This window comes from Pseudomonas sp., assembly GCF_049645325.1.
Taxonomy (GTDB): Bacteria; Pseudomonadota; Gammaproteobacteria; order Pseudomonadales; family Pseudomonadaceae; genus Aquipseudomonas.
Genome location: NZ_JBARTQ010000112.1, coordinates 36,349 through 59,432 on the forward strand (window position 1 = coordinate 36,349; position 23,084 = coordinate 59,432).

The 23,084-nt window shown below is 55.1% G+C and carries 22 protein-coding genes, 4 tRNA genes and 1 rRNA gene; all 27 read right to left on the bottom strand.

The window, feature by feature from the left end:
- Nucleotides 1–6: 6 nt before the first annotated feature.
- On the bottom strand, nucleotides 7–339 hold the full coding sequence (gene rplV / locus WBB95_RS04925; RefSeq protein ID WP_003210077.1) for a 50S ribosomal protein L22: 333 nt from the start codon (nucleotides 337–339) through the stop codon (nucleotides 7–9).
- An 11-nt stretch (nucleotides 340–350) separates the two neighbouring features.
- The gene (rpsS, locus tag WBB95_RS04930) at nucleotides 351–626 is read right to left on the bottom strand and encodes a 30S ribosomal protein S19 (protein ID WP_003232420.1); all 276 of its coding nucleotides are present in this window, start codon (nucleotides 624–626) and stop codon (nucleotides 351–353) included.
- A 16-nt stretch (nucleotides 627–642) separates the two neighbouring features.
- Complete coding sequence (rplB, locus tag WBB95_RS04935) at nucleotides 643–1,467, bottom strand: 50S ribosomal protein L2 (protein ID WP_003176423.1); 825 nt, start codon at nucleotides 1,465–1,467, stop codon at nucleotides 643–645.
- A 14-nt stretch (nucleotides 1,468–1,481) separates the two neighbouring features.
- Entirely contained in the window at nucleotides 1,482–1,781 is a 300-nt protein-coding gene (gene rplW / locus WBB95_RS04940; RefSeq protein ID WP_002555488.1) for a 50S ribosomal protein L23, read from the bottom strand.
- Entirely contained in the window at nucleotides 1,778–2,380 is a 603-nt protein-coding gene (gene rplD / locus WBB95_RS04945) for a 50S ribosomal protein L4 (protein WP_424486552.1), read from the bottom strand. Before rplD ends, rplW begins: the two co-directional genes overlap by 4 nt.
- Before the next feature lie 12 nt (nucleotides 2,381–2,392).
- Entirely contained in the window at nucleotides 2,393–3,028 is a 636-nt protein-coding gene (gene rplC, locus WBB95_RS04950; RefSeq protein ID WP_003194649.1) for a 50S ribosomal protein L3, read from the bottom strand.
- An 81-nt stretch (nucleotides 3,029–3,109) separates the two neighbouring features.
- The gene (gene rpsJ / locus WBB95_RS04955) at nucleotides 3,110–3,421 is read right to left on the bottom strand and encodes a 30S ribosomal protein S10 (protein WP_003186070.1); all 312 of its coding nucleotides are present in this window, start codon (nucleotides 3,419–3,421) and stop codon (nucleotides 3,110–3,112) included.
- Between the two features lie 159 nt (nucleotides 3,422–3,580).
- Nucleotides 3,581–4,774, bottom strand: a complete 1,194-nt coding sequence (tuf, locus tag WBB95_RS04960; protein ID WP_247396021.1) for an elongation factor Tu — start codon at nucleotides 4,772–4,774, stop codon at nucleotides 3,581–3,583.
- Between the two features lie 30 nt (nucleotides 4,775–4,804).
- Nucleotides 4,805–6,910 carry an elongation factor G gene (gene fusA / locus WBB95_RS04965; protein ID WP_322147855.1) on the bottom strand — a complete coding sequence of 702 codons (2,106 nt, stop codon included), beginning with the start codon at nucleotides 6,908–6,910 and terminating at the stop codon, nucleotides 4,805–4,807.
- A 30-nt stretch (nucleotides 6,911–6,940) separates the two neighbouring features.
- On the bottom strand, nucleotides 6,941–7,411 hold the full coding sequence (rpsG, locus tag WBB95_RS04970; protein ID WP_002555493.1) for a 30S ribosomal protein S7: 471 nt from the start codon (nucleotides 7,409–7,411) through the stop codon (nucleotides 6,941–6,943).
- A gap of 118 nt (nucleotides 7,412–7,529) precedes the next feature.
- Complete coding sequence (gene rpsL / locus WBB95_RS04975) at nucleotides 7,530–7,901, bottom strand: 30S ribosomal protein S12 (RefSeq protein ID WP_002555494.1); 372 nt, start codon at nucleotides 7,899–7,901, stop codon at nucleotides 7,530–7,532.
- 216 nt (nucleotides 7,902–8,117) lie between these two features.
- Nucleotides 8,118–12,317 (bottom strand): DNA-directed RNA polymerase subunit beta', encoded by a 4,200-nt coding sequence (gene rpoC / locus WBB95_RS04980; protein WP_424486553.1) that lies wholly within the window; start codon nucleotides 12,315–12,317, stop codon nucleotides 8,118–8,120.
- A 64-nt stretch (nucleotides 12,318–12,381) separates the two neighbouring features.
- A complete protein-coding gene (gene rpoB, locus WBB95_RS04985; protein WP_424486554.1) occupies nucleotides 12,382–16,455 on the bottom strand; it encodes a DNA-directed RNA polymerase subunit beta in 4,074 nt (1,357 codons plus the stop codon).
- A 219-nt stretch (nucleotides 16,456–16,674) separates the two neighbouring features.
- Nucleotides 16,675–17,040: a 50S ribosomal protein L7/L12 gene (gene rplL, locus WBB95_RS04990; RefSeq protein WP_424486555.1), complete on the bottom strand. Its 366-nt coding sequence runs from the start codon at nucleotides 17,038–17,040 to the stop codon at nucleotides 16,675–16,677.
- 78 nt (nucleotides 17,041–17,118) lie between these two features.
- Complete coding sequence (gene rplJ, locus WBB95_RS04995) at nucleotides 17,119–17,619, bottom strand: 50S ribosomal protein L10 (protein ID WP_032861608.1); 501 nt, start codon at nucleotides 17,617–17,619, stop codon at nucleotides 17,119–17,121.
- A gap of 199 nt (nucleotides 17,620–17,818) precedes the next feature.
- Nucleotides 17,819–18,514 carry a 50S ribosomal protein L1 gene (gene rplA, locus WBB95_RS05000; RefSeq protein WP_003232403.1) on the bottom strand — a complete coding sequence of 232 codons (696 nt, stop codon included), beginning with the start codon at nucleotides 18,512–18,514 and terminating at the stop codon, nucleotides 17,819–17,821.
- Nucleotides 18,514–18,945: a 50S ribosomal protein L11 gene (gene rplK, locus WBB95_RS05005; protein WP_003176435.1), complete on the bottom strand. Its 432-nt coding sequence runs from the start codon at nucleotides 18,943–18,945 to the stop codon at nucleotides 18,514–18,516. The genes rplA and rplK overlap by 1 nt, the downstream gene beginning before the upstream one ends.
- 116 nt (nucleotides 18,946–19,061) lie before the next feature.
- On the bottom strand, nucleotides 19,062–19,595 hold the full coding sequence (nusG, locus tag WBB95_RS05010) for a transcription termination/antitermination protein NusG (RefSeq protein WP_003176436.1): 534 nt from the start codon (nucleotides 19,593–19,595) through the stop codon (nucleotides 19,062–19,064).
- A 9-nt stretch (nucleotides 19,596–19,604) separates the two neighbouring features.
- On the bottom strand, nucleotides 19,605–19,973 hold the full coding sequence (secE, locus tag WBB95_RS05015) for a preprotein translocase subunit SecE (RefSeq protein ID WP_003194658.1): 369 nt from the start codon (nucleotides 19,971–19,973) through the stop codon (nucleotides 19,605–19,607).
- 45 nt (nucleotides 19,974–20,018) lie between these two features.
- Nucleotides 20,019–20,094: transfer RNA gene (locus WBB95_RS05020), tRNA-Trp, on the bottom strand.
- 161 nt (nucleotides 20,095–20,255) lie between these two features.
- Nucleotides 20,256–20,331: transfer RNA gene (locus WBB95_RS05025), tRNA-Thr, on the bottom strand.
- A 26-nt stretch (nucleotides 20,332–20,357) separates the two neighbouring features.
- Nucleotides 20,358–20,431, bottom strand: a tRNA-Gly gene (locus WBB95_RS05030).
- A gap of 24 nt (nucleotides 20,432–20,455) precedes the next feature.
- Nucleotides 20,456–20,540 (bottom strand) — tRNA-Tyr (locus WBB95_RS05035).
- A gap of 143 nt (nucleotides 20,541–20,683) precedes the next feature.
- Entirely contained in the window at nucleotides 20,684–21,130 is a 447-nt protein-coding gene (locus WBB95_RS05040) for a hypothetical protein (RefSeq protein ID WP_424486556.1), read from the bottom strand.
- A 7-nt stretch (nucleotides 21,131–21,137) separates the two neighbouring features.
- Complete coding sequence (locus tag WBB95_RS05045; RefSeq protein WP_424486557.1) at nucleotides 21,138–21,887, bottom strand: pantothenate kinase; 750 nt, start codon at nucleotides 21,885–21,887, stop codon at nucleotides 21,138–21,140.
- Entirely contained in the window at nucleotides 21,877–22,836 is a 960-nt protein-coding gene (birA, locus tag WBB95_RS05050) for a bifunctional biotin--[acetyl-CoA-carboxylase] ligase/biotin operon repressor BirA (RefSeq protein ID WP_424486558.1), read from the bottom strand. The genes WBB95_RS05045 and birA overlap by 11 nt, the downstream gene beginning before the upstream one ends.
- Before the next feature lie 169 nt (nucleotides 22,837–23,005).
- Nucleotides 23,006–23,084, bottom strand: a 5S ribosomal RNA gene (gene rrf / locus WBB95_RS05055); the annotation flags it as partial.

Consider the following 23,084-nt stretch of genomic DNA (forward strand, 5'->3'; position numbering starts at 1 on the left):
ACTCCGTTACTTGTCAGCAACCTTGACAGTGATATGGCAAGACCGCTTGACGATGCGATCAGCACGGCCTTTGGCACGCGGCATGATGCGCTTCAGCGAACGCCCTTCGTTGACGAAAACGGTGCTGACTTTAAGGTCATCAACGTCTGCGCCTTCGTTATGCTCGGCGTTGGCTACGGCCGACTCCAGCACTTTCTTGATGATCTCGGCGGCTTTCTTACTGCTGAAAGCCAACAGGTTGAGCGCTTCGCCCACCTTCTTCCCGCGGATCTGGTCGGCGACCAAGCGGGCTTTCTGGGCGGAGATTCGAGCGCCCGACAACTTAGCGGCTACTTCCATTTCCTAACCCCTTAACGCTTGGCTTTCTTGTCTGCCACGTGCCCACGATAAGTGCGGGTACCGGCAAACTCGCCTAGTTTGTGGCCGACCATGTCTTCGTTCACGAGAACTGGGACGTGCAAGCGACCGTTGTGTACAGCGATGGTCAAACCGACCATTTGTGGCAGGATCATCGAACGACGCGACCAGGTTTTCACCGGTTTGCGATCGTTCTTTTCCGCCGCCACTTCGATCTTCTTCAGTAGGTGAAGATCAATAAAAGGACCTTTTTTCAGAGAACGTGGCACTGTCGTATCCCTCTATTTACTTGCGACGACGGACGATCATTTTGTCGGTACGCTTATTACCACGAGTCTTCGCGCCCTTAGTCGGGAAGCCCCATGGCGATACCGGATGACGACCACCAGAGGTACGACCTTCACCACCACCGTGTGGGTGGTCAACCGGGTTCATGGCAACACCACGAACGGTTGGGCGAACGCCACGCCAGCGTTTGGCACCAGCTTTACCCAGCGAACGCAGGCTGTGCTCGGAGTTCGAGACTTCACCCAGGGTCGCGCGGCATTCAGCCAGCACTTTACGCATCTCACCAGAACGCAGACGCAGGGTCACGTAGACACCTTCACGAGCGATCAGCTGAGCCGAAGCACCAGCGGAACGAGCGATTTGCGCGCCTTTACCTGGCTTCAATTCGATGCCGTGTACGGTGCTACCAACTGGAATGTTACGCAGTTGCAGAGCGTTGCCCGGCTTGATCGGTGCCAGAGCACCTGCGATCAGCTGGTCGCCAGCACTCACGCCTTTAGGGGCGATGATGTAGCGACGCTCGCCATCTGCGTACAGCAGCAGAGCGATGTGAGCAGTACGGTTTGGATCGTATTCGATACGCTCGACAGTGGCACTGATGCCATCTTTGTCGTTGCGACGGAAATCGACCAGACGATAATGCTGCTTATGGCCACCACCGATGTGACGAGTGGTAATACGACCATTGTTGTTACGACCACCAGTCTTCGATTTTTTCTCGAGCAGCGGTGCGTGAGGAGCGCCTTTATGCAGCTCCTGGTTGACCACCTTGACCACAAAACGGCGGCCAGGGGAAGTCGGTTTGCATTTAACGATTGCCATGATGCACCCCTTCCTTACTCAGCACTGCTGCTGAAATCGAGATCTTGGCCTGGCTGAAGGGAGATAACTGCCTTCTTCCAGTCATTACGCTTGCCCAGACCGCGAGCAGTGCGCTTGCTCTTACCCAGAACATTCAGGGTAGTAACACGCTCTACTTTCACGCTGAACAGGCTTTCGACGGCCTTCTTGATTTCCAGCTTGGTTGCGTCAGTTGCAACCTTGAAAACGAACTGGCCTTTCTTGTCAGCCAGAACCGTAGCCTTTTCGGAAACGTGCGGGCCAAGCAGAACTTTAAATACGCGTTCCTGGTTCATCCCAGCAGCTCCTCGAATTTCTTCACGGCCGACACGGTGATCAACACCTTGTCGTATGCGATCAGACTAACTGGATCGGAACCTTGCACGTCACGTACATCAACGTGTGGCAGGTTGCGAGCAGCCAGGTACAGGTTCTGATCAACAGCTTCAGACACGATCAAGACGTCAGTCAGGCCCATGCCGGTCAGCTTGTTCAACAGATCTTTGGTTTTCGGTGCTTCAACAGCGAAGTCCTGAACCACGACCAGACGATCAGTACGCACGAGTTCAGCAAGGATGGAGCGCAGTGCTGCGCGATACATCTTCTTGTTGAGCTTCTGGGTGTGATCCTGTGGACGAGCTGCGAAAGTGGTACCGCCGCCGCGCCAGATTGGGCTACGGATAGTACCGGCACGAGCACGGCCAGTACCTTTCTGACGCCAAGGGCGCTTACCGCCACCACGAACGTCGGAACGGGTCTTTTGCTGCTTGCTACCTTGACGGCCGCCGGCCATGTAGGCCACGACTGCTTGGTGAACCAGCGTCTCGTTGAACTCGCCGCCAAACGTCAGTTCGGAAACTTCGATCGCTTGAGCGTCATTTACATTTAATTGCATGTCAGCTTCCCCTTAACCGCGAGCCTTGGCCGCTGGACGTACAACCAGGTTGCCGCCAGTAGCGCCAGGAACAGCACCCTTGACCAACAACAGATTGCGTTCAGCGTCGACGCGCACTACTTCGAGGGACTGCACGGTCACGCGCTCAGCGCCCATATGACCGGACATTTTTTTGCCCTTGAATACACGACCAGGAGTCTGGCACTGGCCAATAGAGCCCGGGACGCGGTGGGAAACGGAGTTACCGTGAGTGTTGTCTTGACCACGGAAATTCCAACGCTTGATCGTACCCTGAAAGCCTTTACCCTTGGACTGACCGGTTACATCAACCAGTTGACCAGCGGCGAAGATTTCAGCGTTGATCAGATCGCCAGCCTGGTAGTCGCCATCTTCAAGACGGAACTCCATAACAGTGCGACCCGCTGCAACGTTTGCTTTAGCGAAGTGACCTGCTTGAGCAGCAGTCACACGCGAAGCACGACGCTCGCCGACAGTGACTTGCACTGCACGATAGCCATCGGTCTCTTCAGTTTTAAACTGGGTGACGCGATTCGGTTCGATCTCAATGACCGTAACCGGAATGGAGACACCTTCTTCGGTGAAAATACGGGTCATACCGCATTTACGACCGACTACACCAATAGTCATGTTGTAAACCTCATGAGTGTACGGGGCTTTCACCCGCTATGGCCGCCCATTTCAGAGCGTTACACGACTAAGACCCGAGTCTTAGCCGAGGCTGATCTGTACTTCCACACCGGCCGCCAGATCAAGCTTCATAAGTGCATCAACGGTTTTATCCGTTGGCTGGACGATGTCCAGAACGCGCTTATGAGTACGGATCTCGTACTGGTCACGCGCGTCTTTGTTGACGTGCGGGGAGACCAGAACGGTGAACCGCTCTTTACGGGTAGGCAGTGGAATTGGACCACGCACTTGAGCACCAGTACGTTTCGCGGTTTCCACGATTTCCTGGGTGGATTGGTCGATCAGGCGATGGTCAAAAGCCTTCAACCTGATACGGATTTGCTGATTTTGCATTGGATTTCAGACTCCGGCTGCTATTCCCAGCGAGCGCAATACGCCCGTTAAAAGGAGGCGCAATTCTATAGACGCCCCAGATGGGTGTCAACCCAATAAAAAAGGCCCCCGCTAAGCGGAGGCCTTCTCAAAACATCGAGGCTATCTCAGAAGAGATAATTACTCGATGATTTTAGCTACAACGCCAGCACCAACGGTACGGCCGCCTTCACGGATTGCGAAGCGCAGACCGTCTTCCATAGCGATGGTTTTGATCAGGGTGACAACCATTTTGATGTTGTCGCCTGGCATTACCATTTCTACGCCTTCCGGCAGTTCGCAGTTACCAGTAACGTCGGTAGTGCGGAAGTAGAACTGTGGACGGTAGCCTTTGAAGAACGGAGTGTGACGACCGCCTTCTTCTTTGCTCAGCACGTACACTTCAGCTTCGAACTTGGTGTGCGGCTTAACCGAACCCGGCTTAACCAGAACCTGGCCACGCTCAACGTCGTCACGCTTGGTACCACGCAGCAGAACGCCGCAGTTCTCGCCCGCACGACCTTCGTCGAGCAGTTTACGGAACATTTCAACACCGGTGCAGGTGGTGACGGTAGTGTCACGCAGACCAACGATTTCCAGTGGATCTTGAACCTTAACGATACCGCGCTCGATACGACCAGTCACAACAGTACCGCGACCGGAGATCGAGAATACGTCTTCGATTGGCATCAGGAACGGCTTGTCGATAACACGAACTGGATCTGGGATGTAGCTGTCCAGAGTCTCAACCAGTTTACGAACGGACGTGGTGCCCATTTCGTTATCGTCTTTGCCTTCCAGAGCCATACGAGCAGAACCGATGATGATCGGAGTGTCGTCGCCTGGGAAGTCGTAAGTCGACAGCAGGTCACGAACTTCCATCTCAACCAGTTCCAGCAGCTCAGCGTCGTCTACCAGGTCAGCCTTGTTCAGGTAAACCACGATGTACGGAACGCCAACTTGGCGGGACAGCAGGATGTGCTCACGGGTTTGTGGCATCGGACCATCAGCGGCCGAGCAAACCAGGATCGCGCCGTCCATCTGGGCAGCACCGGTGATCATGTTCTTCACATAGTCAGCGTGACCTGGGCAGTCAACGTGAGCGTAGTGACGGATCAGCGAGTTGTATTCAACGTGAGCGGTGTTGATGGTGATACCACGAGCTTTTTCTTCTGGCGCGCTGTCGATTTTGTCGAAGTCAACGATAGCCGAACCGAAAATTTCGGAGCAAACACGAGTCAGAGCAGCAGTCAGCGTAGTTTTACCGTGGTCAACGTGACCGATGGTGCCAACGTTGACGTGCGGTAGGGAACGATCAAATTTTTCTTTAGCCACGACAATTAACTCCTTGCCTAAAGGACTGAATCAGCCTTGTTTTTTGGATACAGTTTCAGCGATGTGCGCCGGAGCTGTGTTGTATTTTTTGAATTCCATAGAGTAGCTTGCGCGACCCTGAGACATGGAACGAACGTCGGTCGCATAACCGAACATCTCGCCCAACGGAACCTCGGCACGAATCACTTTGCCGGAAACCGTATCTTCCATACCCAAGATCATGCCGCGACGACGGTTAAGGTCGCCCATCACGTCACCCATGTAGTCTTCAGGCGTAACGACTTCTACTGCCATGATTGGCTCAAGCAACTCACCACCGCCCTTCTGGGCCAGTTGCTTGGTAGCCATGGAAGCAGCCACCTTAAACGCCATCTCGTTGGAGTCGACGTCATGGTAAGAACCGTCAAAAACGGTCGCCTTCAGGCCGATGAGCGGATAGCCGGCAACAACACCGTTCTTCATCTGCTCTTCGATACCCTTCTGGATAGCCGGGATGTATTCCTTAGGAACAACACCGCCCACTACTTCGTTCACGAATTGCAGACCTTCCTGACCTTCATCAGCAGGAGCAAAACGGATCCAGCAATGGCCGAACTGGCCACGACCGCCGGATTGACGAACGAATTTGCCTTCGATTTCACAGTTCTTCGTGATGCGCTCACGATAGGAAACCTGAGGCTTACCGATGTTGGCTTCGACGTTGAACTCACGGCGCATCCGGTCAACCAGGATGTCCAGGTGAAGCTCGCCCATGCCGGAGATGATCGTTTGACCAGTCTCTTCATCAGTTTTGACGCGGAAAGATGGATCTTCCTGAGCAAGTTTGCCCAGAGCGATACCCATTTTTTCCTGGTCATCCTTGGTCTTAGGCTCTACGGCAACCGAAATAACCGGCTCCGGGAAGTCCATGCGAACCAGGATGATTGGCTTGTCAGCGTTGCACAAGGTTTCACCAGTGGTGACGTCCTTCATGCCGATCAAGGCCGCGATGTCACCAGCGCGTACTTCCTTGATCTCTTCGCGGGCGTTTGCGTGCATTTGCACCATACGGCCCACGCGCTCTTTCTTGCCTTTAACCGAGTTGATCACGCCGTCGCCGGAGTTCAACACGCCCGAATAAACACGGACGAAGGTCAAGGTACCCACGAATGGGTCAGTGGCAATTTTAAATGCCAGAGCGGAGAACGGTTCTGCGTCGTCTGCATGACGCTCCAGCTCGATAGTCTCGTCATCCGGGTCAGTACCCTTGATGGCAGGAATATCAACCGGCGCAGGCAGGTAGTCGATCACAGCATCGAGAACCAGGGGAACGCCCTTGTTCTTGAACGACGAACCGCAAACAGCCAAGACGATCTCACCAGCGATAGTACGCTGACGCAGAGCGGCCTTGATTTCCACGTTGGTGAGTTCTTCACCTTCGAGGTACTTGTTCATCAGCTCTTCGTTGGCTTCAGCCGCAGCTTCAACCATGTTGTTGCGCCACTCGTCAGCCAGTTCCTGCAGTTCAGCAGGGATAGGCTTACGAACAGGAACCATACCTTTGTCAGCATCGTTCCAGTAAACAGCTTCCATGGTCACCAGATCGATCTGGCCCTGGAAGTTGTCTTCGGAACCGATAGCCAACTGGATTGGCACCGGAGTGTGACCCAGACGCTGCTTGATCTGACCGATCACGCGCAGGAAGTTGGCACCAGCACGGTCCATCTTGTTCACGTAAACAAGACGTGGAACGCCGTATTTGTTGGCTTGACGCCATACGGTTTCCGACTGAGGCTCAACACCCGAGGTGCCGCAGAACACAACGACAGCGCCGTCGAGTACGCGCAGGGAACGCTCAACTTCAATGGTGAAGTCTACGTGGCCCGGGGTATCGATTACGTTGAAGCGGTGCTCATCCTTGTACTGCTTCTCGGAACCTTTCCAGAAGGCGGTGATAGCAGCAGAAGTAATGGTAATACCACGCTCCTGCTCCTGAACCATCCAGTCTGTGGTCGCGGCGCCGTCATGCACCTCGCCCATCTTGTGACTTTTGCCGGTGTAAAACAGTACGCGCTCGGTGGTGGTGGTTTTACCAGCATCCACGTGAGCGACGATACCGATGTTACGGTAGCGGCTAATCGGAGTAGTACGAGCCATAAAGCCCTCGCAAAATTAGTGAAGCTAAAATTAGAAGCGGTAGTGCGAGAAAGCTTTGTTAGCTTCAGCCATACGGTGCACGTCTTCACGCTTCTTAACAGCAGCACCTTTACCTTCAGCAGCGTCCAACAGTTCGCCAGCCAAACGCAGGGCCATAGACTTCTCGCCGCGCTTACGGGCGAAGTCTACCAACCAGCGCATTGCCAGGGCGTTACGACGGGACGGGCGAACTTCAACCGGAACCTGGTAAGTAGCACCGCCTACACGGCGCGACTTCACTTCGACCAGCGGAGCGATGGCGTCGAGAGCTTTCTCGAAGATTTCCAGGGGGTCGCTGTTCTTGCGTTCTTTAACCTTTTCCAGCGCGCCATAAACGATACGCTCGGCAACGGCTTTCTTGCCGCTTTCCATTACGTGGTTCATGAACTTGGCCAGGATTTGGCTTCCGTATTTTGGATCGTCAAGCACTTCGCGCTTGGCTGCTACGCGTCTTCTTGGCATGGATAAGCCCTCAAACGGTCTTCAGGTTCGTTCGGAATCGGTGCCCTTTCGGGACGCCTCCGACCTTACTCTTATCGACTCAGAAAATAAGATGATTCAGTTTTACAAAAAGCCGCTACTACTTAGGCTTCTTGGTACCGTACTTCGAACGACCCTGGTTACGACCTTTAACGCCGGAAGTATCCAAGGAGCCGCGTACGGTGTGGTAACGAACACCTGGCAAGTCTTTTACACGACCGCCGCGGATCAGTACCACGCTGTGCTCTTGCAGGTTGTGGCCTTCACCGCCGATGTACGAGGAAACCTCGAAACCGTTGGTCAGACGCACACGGCATACTTTACGCAGTGCCGAGTTAGGTTTTTTCGGCGTGGTGGTATACACACGAGTGCATACGCCACGACGTTGCGGGCAGTTCTGCAGCGCAGGTACGTCGGATTTCTCGACGATACGCTTACGCGGCTGACGTACCAGCTGGTTGATAGTTGCCATCTACTAGCTCCACTGTTGTCTTGCGACGCTATTGTCTTGCAAGAAAAGCAAAATGGCAGGAACGAATTCCCGCCAAATTTAGGGGTACAAGAGTCTAAAGAGGATCTTGCCCCCAGTCAAGGCAAGGCCCCGACCTCCCCTCTCATCGAAGCGGGGCAAAATTGCCTCGATCCGACGAATGGGGCTGCCAGGGCCCGGACTCATTTATCGCAGAACTCAGTTACCGCTTGAGTTCAGCGCTTCGGTCAGTGCAGCTTCCACTTCACTGGCGCTTACGCGCAGCGGCTTGTCAGCCTCACGGCGACGCTTACGCTCGCTGTGGTAAGCCAAACCGGTACCCGCCGGGATCAGACGACCCACAACCACGTTTTCTTTCAGGCCGCGCAGGTAATCGCGCTTGCCGGTTACCGCTGCTTCGGTCAGTACACGAGTGGTCTCCTGGAAGGAGGCCGCCGAGATGAACGACTCAGTGGACAACGACGCCTTGGTGATACCCAGCAACACACGAGTGAACTTGGAAACGAATTTCTCGTCGCCAGCCAGACGCTCGTTTTCTACCAGTACGTGAGTCAGTTCCATCTGGTCGCCCTTGATGAAACTCGAATCGCCGGATTCAGCGATTTCAACTTTACGCAGCATCTGACGCAGGATGGTCTCGATGTGCTTGTCGTTGATCTTCACGCCTTGCAGACGATAAACGTCCTGGATCTCGTTAACGATGTACTTGGCCAGCGCACTCACACCCAGCAGACGCAGGATGTCGTGTGGATCGCTCGGGCCGTCGGAGATAACTTCGCCGCGGTTTACCTGTTCGCCTTCGAAGACGTTCAGGTGACGCCACTTCGGAATCAGCTCTTCGTACGGATCGCTACCGTCGTTCGGGGTAATGACCAGACGGCGCTTGCCTTTGGTCTCTTTACCGAACGCGATGGTGCCGCTGACTTCAGCCAGAATCGACGCTTCTTTCGGACGACGAGCTTCGAACAAGTCGGCAACACGCGGCAGACCACCGGTGATGTCACGGGTCTTCGAAGTTTCTTGCGGGATACGCGCGATAACATCACCGATCGCGATCTTCGCACCATCCGCCACACCGACCAGGGCGTTGGCTGGCAGGAAGTACTGAGCGATAACGTCAGTGCCTGGCAGCAACAAGTCCTTGCCGTTGTCATCGACCATCTTCACGGCAGGACGGATGTCTTTGCCGGCAGCTGGACGATCTTTCGCGTCGAGTACTTCAATGTTGGTCATACCGGTCAATTCGTCAGTCTGACGCTTGATCGTGATGCCTTCTTCCATGCCCACGTAGGTCACGGTACCTTTCATTTCGGTAACGATTGGGTGAGTGTGCGGATCCCACTTGGCCACGATTGCGCCAGCGTCGACCTTGTCACCCTCTTTAACCGAAATCACAGCACCGTACGGCAGCTTGTAACGCTCGCGCTCACGACCGTAGTCATCAGCGATTGCCAGCTCACCGGAACGGGACACAGCAACCAGGCAACCATCCACTCGCTCAACGTGCTTCAGGTTGTGCAGACGGACGGTACCGCCGTTCTTCACCTGAACGCTGTCTGCAGCGGAGGTCCGGCTTGCCGCACCACCGATGTGGAACGTACGCATGGTCAGCTGGGTACCCGGCTCACCGATGGACTGTGCAGCGATTACGCCGACAGCTTCACCGATGTTCACCTGGTGACCACGAGCCAAGTCACGGCCGTAGCACTTGGCGCAAATGCCATAGCGGGTTTCACAGCTGATCGGCGAGCGAACAATCACTTCGTCGATGCTGTTGAGTTCGATGAACTCGACCCACTTCTCGTCTACCAGGGTGCCGGCAGGAACGATAATTTCCTCGGTACCTGGCTTGAATACGTCACGGGCGATTACTCGGCCCAGTACGCGCTCACCCAACGGCTCTACAACGTCGCCGCCTTCGATGTGCGGAGTCATCAGCAGACCGTGTTCGGTCCCGCAGTCAACTTCAGTCACAACCAAGTCTTGCGCAACGTCTACCAGACGACGAGTCAGGTAACCGGAGTTAGCGGTTTTCAACGCGGTATCCGCCAGACCTTTACGAGCACCGTGAGTAGAGATGAAGTACTGAAGTACGCTCAAACCTTCACGGAAGTTCGCAGTAATCGGCGTTTCGATGATGGAGCCGTCCGGCTTGGCCATCAGGCCACGCATACCGGCGAGCTGACGGATCTGCGCAGCAGAACCCCGTGCGCCCGAGTCGGCCATCATGTACATCGAGTTGAAGGATTCCTGGTCAACTTCGACACCATGACGGTCGATGACTTTCTCTTTCGAGAGGTTGGCCATCATCGCCTTGGAAACTTCGTCGTTAGCCTTCGACCAAAGGTCGATCACCTTGTTGTACTTCTCGCCCTGGGTTACCAGGCCGGAGGCGTACTGGCTCTCGATCTCTTTCACTTCATCGGTCGCAGACGCGATGATGCGAGCTTTTTCATCCGGGATAACGAAGTCGTTAACACCGATGGAAACGCCGGAAATGGTCGAATAGGCAAAACCGGTGTACATCAACTGGTCAGCGAAGATCACGGTCTCTTTCAAACCAACCACGCGGTAGCACTGGTTGATCAGCTTGGAGATCGCCTTTTTCTTCATTGGCAGGTTGACGACGTCGTACGACAGACCTTTTGGCACAACCTGATACAACAGCGCACGGCCGACAGTGGTGTCGACAATACGAACGTTGCTCACGCTGCCGCCGTCACGGTCGTTGACGGTTTCGTGGATCCGCACTTTGACCTTGGCGTGCAGTGCGGCTTCGCCGGCACGGAACACACGGTCAACTTCCTGCAGATCCGCGAACACACGACCTTCGCCCTTGGCATTGATCGCTTCACGCGTCATGTAGTACAGACCCAATACAACGTCCTGCGACGGAACGATGATTGGCTCACCGTTGGCTGGCGACAGGATGTTGTTAGTCGACATCATCAACGCACGCGCTTCCAACTGGGCTTCCAGTGTCAGCGGTACGTGCACGGCCATTTGGTCGCCGTCGAAGTCGGCGTTGTACGCAGCACAGACCAGAGGGTGCAGCTGGATAGCCTTACCTTCGATCAGTACCGGTTCAAACGCCTGGATACCCAGACGGTGAAGGGTCGGTGCACGGTTGAGGAGAACCGGGTGTTCGCGAATCACTTCAGCGAGAACGTCCCAAACCTCTGGCAGTTCGCGCTCGACCATTTTCTTGGCCGCTTTGATGGTGGTCGCGAGACCGCGCATTTCCAGCTTGCCGAAGATGAACGGCTTGAACAGTTCCAGAGCCATCTTCTTAGGCAGACCGCACTGGTGCAGACGCAGGGTCGGGCCTACGGTAATTACCGAACGACCGGAGTAGTCAACACGCTTACCGAGCAAGTTCTGACGGAAACGACCTTGCTTACCCTTGATCATGTCAGCCAAGGATTTCAGAGGACGCTTGTTCGAACCGGTGATAGCGCGGCCACGACGACCGTTGTCGAGCAAGGCATCGACAGCTTCTTGCAACATACGCTTTTCGTTGCGCACGATGATGTCCGGAGCGGACAGATCAAGCAGGCGCTTCAAGCGGTTGTTACGGTTGATCACGCGACGGTACAGGTCGTTGAGGTCGGAAGTCGCGAAGCGACCGCCATCCAACGGTACCAGCGGACGCAGGTCTGGCGGCAGAACCGGCAGAACGGTCAGTACCATCCACTCTGGCAAGTTGCCGGAACCCTGGAAGGCTTCCATCAACTTCAGACGCTTGGACAGTTTCTTGATCTTGGTTTCGGAGTTGGTTTGCGGAATTTCTTCACGCAGACGGCCAATCTCGTGTTCCAGGTCGATAGCGTGCAGCAGTTCACGGACAGCTTCGGCACCCATGCGGGCATCGAAATCGTCGCCGAACTCTTCCAGCGCTTCGAAGTACTGCTCGTCGTTCAGCAACTGACCTTTTTCAAGGGTGGTCATGCCTGGATCGATAACGACATAGCTCTCGAAGTAGAGAACACGTTCGATATCACGCAGGGTCATGTCCATCAGCAAGCCGATACGGGACGGCAGCGATTTCAGGAACCAGATGTGGGCAACCGGCGAAGCCAGTTCGATGTGCGCCATGCGCTCACGACGAACCTTGGCCAGTGCAACTTCAACGCCGCACTTCTCGCAGATCACACCACGGTGCTTCAAGCGCTTGTACTTACCGCACAGGCACTCGTAATCCTTTACCGGGCCAAAGATCTTGGCGCAGAACAGGCCGTCACGCTCAGGTTTGAACGTACGGTAGTTGATGGTTTCCGGCTTTTTAACTTCACCGAACGACCACGAACGGATCATCTCAGGCGATGCCAACCCAATACGGATGGCGTCGAACTCTTCGACTTGACCCTGGTTTTTCAGCAAATTCAGTAGGTCTTTCAAGGCCTTTCCTCCTGGCGGAGCAGAGAGCGGGCTAAACAACCCCGCTCTCGATTCGCGTCACGTGTTATTCGGTTTCCAGATCGATATCGATGCCGAGGGAACGAATTTCTTTGATCAACACGTTGAAGGACTCGGGCATGCCCGGCTCCATACGGTGATCGCCGTCCACGATGTTTTTGTACATCTTGGTCCGGCCGTTCACATCGTCCGACTTCACTGTGAGCATTTCTTGCAGAGTGTATGCAGCACCGTATGCTTCCAGTGCCCAGACCTCCATCTCCCCGAAACGCTGACCACCGAACTGAGCCTTACCACCCAGCGGCTGCTGGGTAACCAGGCTATACGAACCGGTAGAACGAGCGTGCATCTTATCGTCTACCAAGTGGTTCAGCTTCAGCATGTACATGTAGCCAACAGTAACCGGGCGCTCAAACTTGTTGCCGGTACGGCCGTCGAACAGCTGCATCTGGCCGCTTTCCGGCAGGTCTGCCAGTTTCAGCATGGCCTTGATTTCGCTTTCCTTGGCACCGTCGAACACCGGGGTAGCCATTGGAACGCCGCCGCGCAGGTTCTTCGCCAGATCCAGGATTTCCTGGTCGGTGAAGGTGTCCAGCTCTTCGTTGCGACCGCCGATCTCGTTGTAGATCTCGTGCAGGAACTTGCGCAGGTCAGCAACCTTGCGCTGCTCTTCGATCATGCGGTTGATCTTCTCGCCCAGACCTTTGGCCGCGAGGCCCAGGTGGGTTTCAAGGATCTGACCAACGTTCATACGCGAAGGTACGCCCAACGGGTTGAGGACGACGTCGACCGGGGTGCCATTGGCATCGTGCGGCATGTCTTCAACCGGCATGATCACGGAGACCACACCTTTGTTACCGTGACGACCGGCCATCTTGTCGCCCGGCTGGATGCGGCGACGGATTGCCAGGTAAACCTTGACGATTTTCAGCACGCCTGGAGCCAGGTCATCGCCCTGCTGCAGTTTGCGCTTCTTGTCTTCGAACTTGTCGTCCAGCAGACGGCGGCGATCAACGATGTAGGCCTGAGCCTTCTCGAGCTGCTCGTTCAGAGCATCTTCAGCCATGCGCAGTTTGAACCACTGGCCGTGCTCAAGACCGTCGAGGATTTCGTCGGTGATGTCCTGACCCTTCTTCAGACCTGCGCCGCCTTCAGCCTTGCGGCCTACCAGAGCGGAACGCAGACGTTCGAAGGTCGCGCCTTCAACGATACGGAACTCTTCGTTCAGGTCCTTGCGGATCTCGTCGAGTTGAGTCTTCTCGATGGACAGTGCACGAGCATCACGCTCAACGCCGTCACGGGTGAAGACCTGTACGTCGATGACAGTACCTTTGGTGCCGGTTGGCACACGCAGGGAGGTGTCTTTAACGTCGCTGGCTTTTTCACCGAAGATGGCACGCAACAGCTTCTCTTCCGGAGTCAGTTGGGTCTCGCCTTTCGGAGTGACCTTACCGACCAGAATGTCGCCTGCGCCAACTTCAGCACCTACGTAAACGATACCGGCTTCGTCCAGCTTGTTCAGTGCAGCTTCACCCACGTTCGGGATGTCTGCAGTGATTTCCTCTGGCCCAAGCTTGGTGTCACGTGCCACACAGGTCAGTTCCTGAATGTGGATCGTGGTGAAGCGATCTTCTTGAACAACTCGTTCCGACAGGCAGATGGAGTCTTCGAAGTTGTAACCGTTCCAGGCCATGAACGCGATGCGCATGTTCTGACCCAGCGCCAGCTCACCCATGTCGGTGGACGGGCCGTCAGCCATGATGTCGCTGCGCTGTACCCGATCACCTTTACGCACCAGCGGACGCTGGTTGATGCAGGTGTTCTGGTTGGAGCGGGTGTATTTGGTCAGGTTGTAGATGTCGACACCGGCTTCGCCAGTTTCAACTTCGTCATCGGCAACACGAACCACGATACGGCTGGCATCAACGGAATCGATCACGCCGCCACGACGAGCCACGACGCAAACGCCGGAGTCACGGGCTACGTTACGCTCCATGCCGGTACCTACCAGCGGCTTGTCAGCGCGCAGGGTGGGTACAGCTTGACGCTGCATGTTGGAACCCATCAACGCACGGTTGGCGTCATCGTGTTCCAGGAACGGGATCAGCGACGCTGCAACCGAAACTACCTGCTTCGGCGATACGTCCATCAAGGTGACGTCTTCCGGCGCCTTGACGGTGAACTCGTTCAAGTGACGAACAGCTACCAGTTCGTCGATCAGCATTTTCTTGTCGTTCATCGTGGCCGAAGCCTGAGCGATCACGTGATCAGCTTCTTCGATGGCGGACAGGAACACGATCTCGTCGGTGACCAAAGCGTCTTTCACCACACGGTACGGGCTCTCGAGGAAACCATACTGGTTGGTGCGCGCATAAGCGGCCAGGGAGTTGATCAGGCCGATGTTCGGACCTTCCGGCGTTTCGATCGGGCAAACACGACCGTAGTGCGTCGGGTGTACGTCACGAACTTCAAAGCCAGCACGCTCACGAGTCAAACCGCCAGGGCCGAGTGCAGACACACGACGCTTGTGGGTGATCTCGGACAGCGGGTTGTTCTGGTCCATGAACTGGGAAAGCTGGCTGGAACCGAAGAACTCTTTCACCGCCGCAGCCACTGGCTTGGCATTGATCAGGTCTTGCGGCATCAGGCCTTCGCTTTCTGCCATCGACAGACGCTCTTTGACCGCACGTTCAACACGTACCAGGCCAACGCGGAACTGGTTCTCGGCCATCTCGCCTACGCAGCGAACACGACGGTTACCCAGGTGGTCGATGTCATCGACGATGCCTTTACCGTTACGGATGTCGACCAGAGTCTTCAGAACCGCGACGATGTCTTCTTTGCACAACACGCCCGAACCTTCGATCTCGGTACGACCGATACGACGGTTGAACTTCATCCGGCCGACCGCAGACAGGTCATAGCGCTCAGGGCTGAAGAACAGGTTGTTGAACAGGGTCTCGGCAGCGTCTTTGGTTGGCGGCTCGCCAGGACGCATCATCCGATAGATCTCGACCAGCGCTTCCAATTGGTTGCTGGTGGAGTCGATCTTCAGTGTGTCGGAGACGAACGGACCGCAGTCGATGTCGTTGGTGTACAGGGTCTCGATGCGAACAACCTGGGCCTTGGCGATTTTTGCCAGGATCTCGGTGTTCAGCTCGGTGTTGCACTCAGCCAGGATTTCGCCAGTGGCCGGGTGAACGATGACCTTGGCGGTGGTGCGGCCCAGGACGTAGTCCAGAGGCACGTCCAGCGACTTGATACCGGCTTTTTCGATCTGGTTGATGTGGCGCGCAGTAATACGGCGGCCCGCTTCAACGATGACCTTGCCATTTTCATCCTGGATGTCCAGGACAGCAATTTCACCACGCAGACGCGGAGCAATCAGCTCCAGGCTGAGGGTTTCATCCTTCAGGCTGAATACGTTGGTGGTGTAGAAAGCGTCCAGCACTTGCTCAGTGGTATAGCCGAGCGCGCGCAGCAGTACCGAGGCAGGCAGCTTGCGACGACGGTCGATACGCACGAACACGCAGTCTTTCGGGTCGAACTCGAAGTCCAACCACGAGCCGCGGTACGGAATGATCCGCGCGGAGTACAGGAGCTTACCGGAGCTGTGCGTCTTGCCGCGGTCGTGGTCGAAGAACACGCCCGGGGAACGGTGCAGCTGGGAAACGATAACGCGCTCGGTACCGTTGATAACGAAAGTACCGTTTTCAGTCATCAGTGGGATTTCGCCCATGTAGACTTCTTGCTCTTTGATGTCCTTGATCGCTTTGTTCGACGATTCTTTGTCGAAAATGATCAGACGGACTTTTACCCGCAAAGGTACGGCGTACGTAACACCGCGCAACACGCATTCTTTGACATCAAATGCCGGTTCGCCCAGGCGATAACCCACGTACTCCAGCGCAGCATTGCCGGAGTAGCTGATGATCGGGAAAACGGATTTGAAGGCCGCATGCAGGCCCACGTCGCGGAACTGATCTTTAGTCGCTCCCGCTTGCAAGAATTCACGATACGAATCCAGCTGGATAGCCAGAAGGTACGGGACATCCATGACGTCCGGCAACTTGCTAAAGTCCTTGCGGATACGTTTTTTCTCAGTATATGAGTAAGCCATCAGCGTTCCCCAGCTTGGTCACCTGCTTGTTTGGCCCCTCCGACGGGAGCAGCCAGAAAATCTCGCAAACCCCATGGTTTGCACCACCGCATCGGGTGGCTACAGCACGTTAATGGCGGCGACCGAGTCGACAGCCAAGAACGGAAAAAGGCCGGTGGCAAGAGCCACCAGCCATCAGCCTTCAGCTTAACGCTTGGGCTGGAGACGCAAGGTCGATGCTTACTTCAGCTCGACTTTAGCGCCTGCTTCTTCCAGAGTGGCCTTGGCTTTGTCAGCTGCGTCTTTCGACACTGCTTCCAGAACCATGCCAGGAGCAGCGTCAACTACAGCCTTGGCTTCTTTCAGGCCCAGACCGGTCAGTTCACGAACTGCCTTGATCACGTTTACTTTTTTCTCGCCGGATTCCAGCAGCATAACGTTGAATTCGGTTTGCTCTTCAACCACGGCAGCAGCAGCAGCTGGACCAGCGGAAGCAGCGGCAGCGGAAACGCCGAATTTTTCTTCGAAAGCTTTGATCAGCTCAACAACCTGCAGAACCGACATTTCAGCTACGGCGTTGAGGATATCGTCTTGGGAGATAGACATTGCTGTATTTCCTGAATTGGGGGACGGCCTACGCGGCCATCGAAATAAACAAAAAAACGCGAGAGAGGTTGCTCAGCCTTAGGCTGCGGCAGCTTCTTTTTGCTCGCGAACTGCGGCCAGAGTACGAGCCAACTTGCTGGTAGCGCCTTGAATCACGCTCATCAGCTGAGAAATAGCTTCGTTACGGGTCGGCAGTGTTGCCAGTACGTCGATTTGGTTAGCTGCGAGGAACTTGCCCTCGAACGCAGCTGCCTTGATCTCGAACTTATCCTGACCCTTGGCGAATTCCTTGAACAAACGAGCAGCAGCGCCCGGGTGATCTTTGGAGAACGCAATCAGGGTCGGGCCTGTGAACACGTCGTTGAGGACACTGTATTCAGTGTCAGCAACAGCGCGCTTGAGCAGGGTGTTACGTACTACACGTACGTATACGCCAGCTTCACGAGCCTCTTTACGGAGTCCGGTCATAGCGCTTACTGTCACACCACGGGCATCAGCCACGACAGCGGACAGAGCAGCTTTGGCAGCCTCGTTGACTTCAGCGACGATGGCCTTCTTGTCTTCGAGATTAATTGCCACGGGTTAAACTCCTGCTTGTTACCGTTTCATCTGGCCGAGGCCGGATGTCGTTTTGGTGTCTGATTCGGTAAGGAACCGGGAGCACCATCTGCGTAGGCTTGAGGTTTAAGACTTGCGCCGCCTACGGTCTTGGATAGCCCCCGCCAGGCAGGGACCCCAATTTTTTCAATTGACGCAATCGCTCGCGTCAACTTGTGTCTTATACGTCCAGCGAGCCTTGGTCGATGACCAGACCTGGGCCCATAGTGGTGCTCAGGGTAACGCGCTTGACATAGATACCTTTCGAGGAAGCTGGCTTGATACGCTTCAGATCAGCGATCAGGGCTTCAACGTTTTCCTTCAGCTTGACGGCGTCGAAGCCGACTTTGCCAACGGAGGTGTGAATGATGCCGTTTTTGTCGGTGCGATAACGGACCTGACCAGCCTTGGCGTTTTTAACCGCGGTAGCTACGTCTGGCGTTACCGTGCCGACTTTAGGGTTAGGCATCAGGCCACGTGGACCGAGGATCTGACCCAACTGACCTACAACGCGCATTGCATCCGGGGAAGCAATAACGACGTCATAGTTCAGGTCGCCGCCTTTCATTTCGGCAGCCAGGTCGTCCATGCCAACGCGATCGGCGCCGGCGGCCAGAGCAGCTTCAGCTGCCGGGCCTTGGGTGAAGACAGCAACACGTACAGTCTTGCCAGTACCGTGTGGCAGCACAGTAGCGCTACGAACGACCTGGTCGGATTTACGCGGGTCAACACCCAAGTTTACAGCAACGTCAACAGACTCGCTGAACTTGACAGTCGACAGCTCGGTCAGCAGGGCAGCAGCGTCTACAAAATTGTAGGCCTTGCCTGCTTCGATTTTGCCGGCGATAGCCTTTTGGCGCTTGGTCAGCTTAGCCATTACACACCCTCCACGTTAAGGCCCATGCTACGAGCAGAACCGGCGATGGTACGCACGGCTGCATCCATATCAGCTGCAGTCAGATCCGCGTTTTTGGTTTTCGCGATTTCTTCCAGCTGAGCACGAGTTACAGTGCCAACCTTAACGGTGTTAGGACGAGCGGAACCGCTAGTCAGACCAGCAGCTTTCTTCAGCAAAACCGAAGCCGGGGTCGACTTGGTTTCGAAAGTGAAGCTACGGTCACTGTATACAGTGATGATCACTGGAGTCGGCAGACCTGGCTCAAGACCCTGAGTACGGGCGTTGAAGGCCTTGCAGAATTCCATGATGTTCACACCGTGTTGGCCCAAAGCTGGACCGACGGGTGGACTTGGATTGGCCTGAGCGGCCTTCACTTGCAGCTTGATGTAAGCGGTAATCTTCTTGGCCATGAGGCACTCCAATTACGGGTTCAAGCGCCTCGAAAGGCTCCCCGGTTACTTGCGCGTTTATCCCAGTGACGACAAAACCCCACAGCCTAGGCTGCGGGGTTGGGATGCTTGCTCAGCTAGACCTTTTCGACCTGACTGAACTCCAACTCTACCGGAGTAGAGCGTCCGAAAATGAGCACCGCCACTTGGATCCGGCTCTTTTCGTAGTTAACTTCTTCGACAGTACCGTTGAAATCAGCAAACGGACCGTCTGTGACACGAACAACCTCACCCGGCTCGAACAACGTCTTCGGCTTAGGCTTGTCGCTACCGTCAGCAACACGACGCAGAATGGCTTCTGCCTCTTTGTCAGTGATCGGAGCAGGCTTATCAGCGGTACCGCCAATGAAACCCATGACACGAGGAGTATCCTTGACCAAGTGCCAAGTACCTTCATTCATGTCCATCTGAACCAGCACGTAGCCAGGGAAGAACTTACGTTCACTTTTGCGCTTCTGGCCATTCCGCATTTCAACCACTTCTTCAGTGGGAACCAGAATTTCGCCGAAGCCATCTTCCATGCCTGCCAGCTTTACGCGCTCCAGCAAAGAGCGCATAACATGCTTCTCGTAACCCGAGTAAGCATGCACAACGTACCAACGCTTAGCCACGGGACACCCTTAGCCAACAATCAAGGAAACAAGCCAGCCGAGCAGGGAATCAAGCCCCCACAACAGCAACGCCATAACCAGAACAACAGCCACAACAATCAACGTGGTCTGCGTGGTTTCTTGGCGAGTCGGCCAAACGACTTTACGAATTTCGGTGCGAGCTTCCTTTACCAGGACCGCGAAGGACTTGCCTTTAGCAGTCTGCAGGCCTACAAAGGCAGCTACAGCAGCAAGGGCAAGCAAAGCGAGTACACGGTACAGGATCGGCGAAGCAGAGTAGTACTGATTGCCAACAACGCCTACGACCACCAAGGCGACTACTGCGAGCCACTTGACCAGATCGAAACGAGAGCTTTGAGCTTCAGCCTTAGGAGTCATCTATGAAGATCCTGTGAAAAGAAAGCCAGACACACCACGTGAATCTGGCAGGTCAGGAGGGAATCGAACCCCCAACCTACGGTTTTGGAGACCGTCGCTCTGCCAATTGAGCTACTGACCTAAAACAAAATCAGGCCGACCATTATGCAGGCCTGAAAAAGACTTTACAACAACCAACCCCTAGAGACCTGAAATAACCCAGCAACAAAGCCAGGTGAATCACTATCAAGCCGAGGCGGCTGTTAAAACAAAGGCAGATATTTTCATATCTGCCTTGTTATATGGAGCTCTTGAGCGGATTTGAACCGCTGACCTCACCCTTACCAAGGGTGTGCTCTACCAACTGAGCTACAAGAGCAAAACACCTTGCACAACCTGCAAACTTGGAGCGGGTAGCGGGAATCGAACCCGCATCATCAGCTTGGAAGGCTGAGGTTCTACCACTAAACTATACCCGCGGAGCTTGCAGCTCACGCTAAAAATGGTGGAGGGGGAAGGATTCGAACCTTCGAAGTCGTAGACGTCAGATTTACAGTCTGATCCCTTTGGCCGCTCGGGAACCCCTCCTAAGCGAGCCGGCATTTTACATCACGCCGACCTTCTGTCAAGCATTTTCTCATTTAAAAATATGAGGTTAGCTGCGTTGACCTTCGCTTCACGCTGCAGACCGTAAAGGTCTTCACTGCGAAGCGGGCGCCATTCTATGCAAACTATTCGAGAGTTGCAACGCCTTCGCACAACATTATTTTATGTTTTAACTCATTGAATTCCTTAGCAAGGTTTTCAAAGGGCAGATCATCTGCCAGGCGCCTGCTTTCAGGCGCGACACGGAGCCAGTAGCCCGAAGCATCCGGTGTGTTCAGCAACTGAACCTTGACCTTGATATCCAGACTTATAAGACGCTGCTCCATCGATTGAGCCCGCGACTGGTCCGCAAAGCCACCTATGTATAAGCATGTGTTTTGAGGATCAGGGGCCTTTGCTCGATCGCGCCGCACCACAGAATCAGCAGACTCGCTCAATAGGCGAATATCCTGCTGAGAGCCCCGATAGAGACTCAAGGGCGTGACATCCTTGGCCCGCAACGGAGCATCTTGTTGATGCCAGATGTAATAGAAAGCATTGAGAACGAGCAGAAGCAGAAACAGCCAACGCATAAACACCTCAAGGCAAAGGGCACGCCATTGCCAGACCTACAAAAACAAGATCCGGAACAAACCGAGCCTGCGGCACAGCATCCGAAACCAGGTCAGCATCTCCGCCGGTCAGGAAGACGGTGAAGTCATCCCCCCAATAACTTCGCGCCAACTCGAGCTGCGTGAGCACAAATCCCCTTAGCATCAGCGTACAACCACGCTCAACAGCCTCAACGGTCGTACGGCCTGGCGATAGTCGCTCAACAGCTTGCTCAGCCGCAGCATCGTCATAGCGGATCTTACGCGTGTGCGTGCGCAACTGGCTGCGCATCAGGGGCATACCTGGACAGATGAAGCCGCCGATATGCTCGCCATCGGCAGCAATAAAATCCGCAGTCGCCGCGGTACCAAAGTCCAGCACCAGGCAAGCACCTGGCGCCAGCTTGAATCCCCCAAGCATTGCCAACCAACGGTCGAGCCCAAGACGCTCGAACTCTTCGTAGCCATTACGCACGCCCGCCATCTCCCGCGAAGAGGTGGCACACGACACAGCAACACCAAAAGCAGTCTCCAGCGCCCTGACTAGCTTATCGGTCTCCTCGGAAGCGCGAACACTCACCAGCCGGCAACGGGTCAACAACAAGCTGGGAATGGCGTTCAGGCTCTCGATCAGTGCGACATCAGAACCAACCACGCCCTCTACAGAAGCACCTGCCTTATTCGACTCAAGTACGCGCCATTTGATAAAGCTATTCCCACAGTCGAGCTCAAGAATCATCACGCAACCTCAGGCTTAGCTCACCACCGCTGTATGTTCTCTCTGCACCGTCTACGCGCAAACGTAACGCACCTTGACGATCGACACCCAGCACCACCCCATCAATCTGGTTCACGCCCGCGATCAAGGACACAGCTCTCCCCTGCCACGCGTGATGCCGCTCCCACTCCTCCTGGAGTGCGGCGAACCCAGAGGCCTTATGTCGATCCAGATAGTCCTGCAGTTGCAGACTCAGCTCAGCAACCAAATAGTTTCGATCGATCGATGAGCCTTTTTCCAGCCCTACCGAGGTCCATTGCTGATCAACTTCATCCGCTTTCTGCATATTCACGTTAATACCTATTCCCAGGACAACGTGACAGATATCAGCGGGGTCCCCCACCAGCTCCAGCAATATACCGGCAATTTTTTTTGGACCTACCAGGACGTCATTGGGCCATTTCAAAGCAGCATCTTGCACCCCTACCCCGCGCAAGGCCTGCATAACCGCAAGACCCACTACGAGACTAAGTCCTTCCAATTGCCGCAGGCCACCCTCAATGCGTAACACAAGGCTGTAATACACATTCTGAGCAAAGGGGCTGACCCACTTACGGCCCCGCCTTCCCCTTCCAGCCGTTTGCTGCTCCGCCAGCACCAGAAACGGCGCAGCGCATCCAGCCCCTACAAGGCGCAAGGCTTCAGCGTTGGTAGAGTCGATAGAATCGAAAATATGGATAGGCCATGCCAGGGATGTCGCGTTAGCCCCGATGTCCTGAGCATTCAAGAATACCAAAGGGGACGCCAGCTGATATCCCTTGCCACGAACTTTATGAATCGGCAAATTCAACTCGGACTCAAGATGCTGGAGCTGTTTCCAGACAGCGCTGCGGCTGATGCCCAAGGCCTCGCCCAGCGCCTCTCCCGAATGGAATCGGCCATCTTTCAGAAGTTTCAACAACGTCAGCATGCAAGTATCGCCTCACAATGAGGCACGCATAATAGCCATGCGTAGAGCTATTGCATAGAAATGGCGGGACTTTAGCGCTTAGGGACACTCCGCCCCGTCGCTGCACACTTTCCGACCGCCCAAAACAAAACCCCTGTTCGCGTTAGCAAACAGGGGTTCTGGAATTTAATCTTGACGATGACCTACTCTCACATGGGGAAACCCCACACTACCATCGGCGATGCATCGTTTCACTGCTGAGTTCGGGA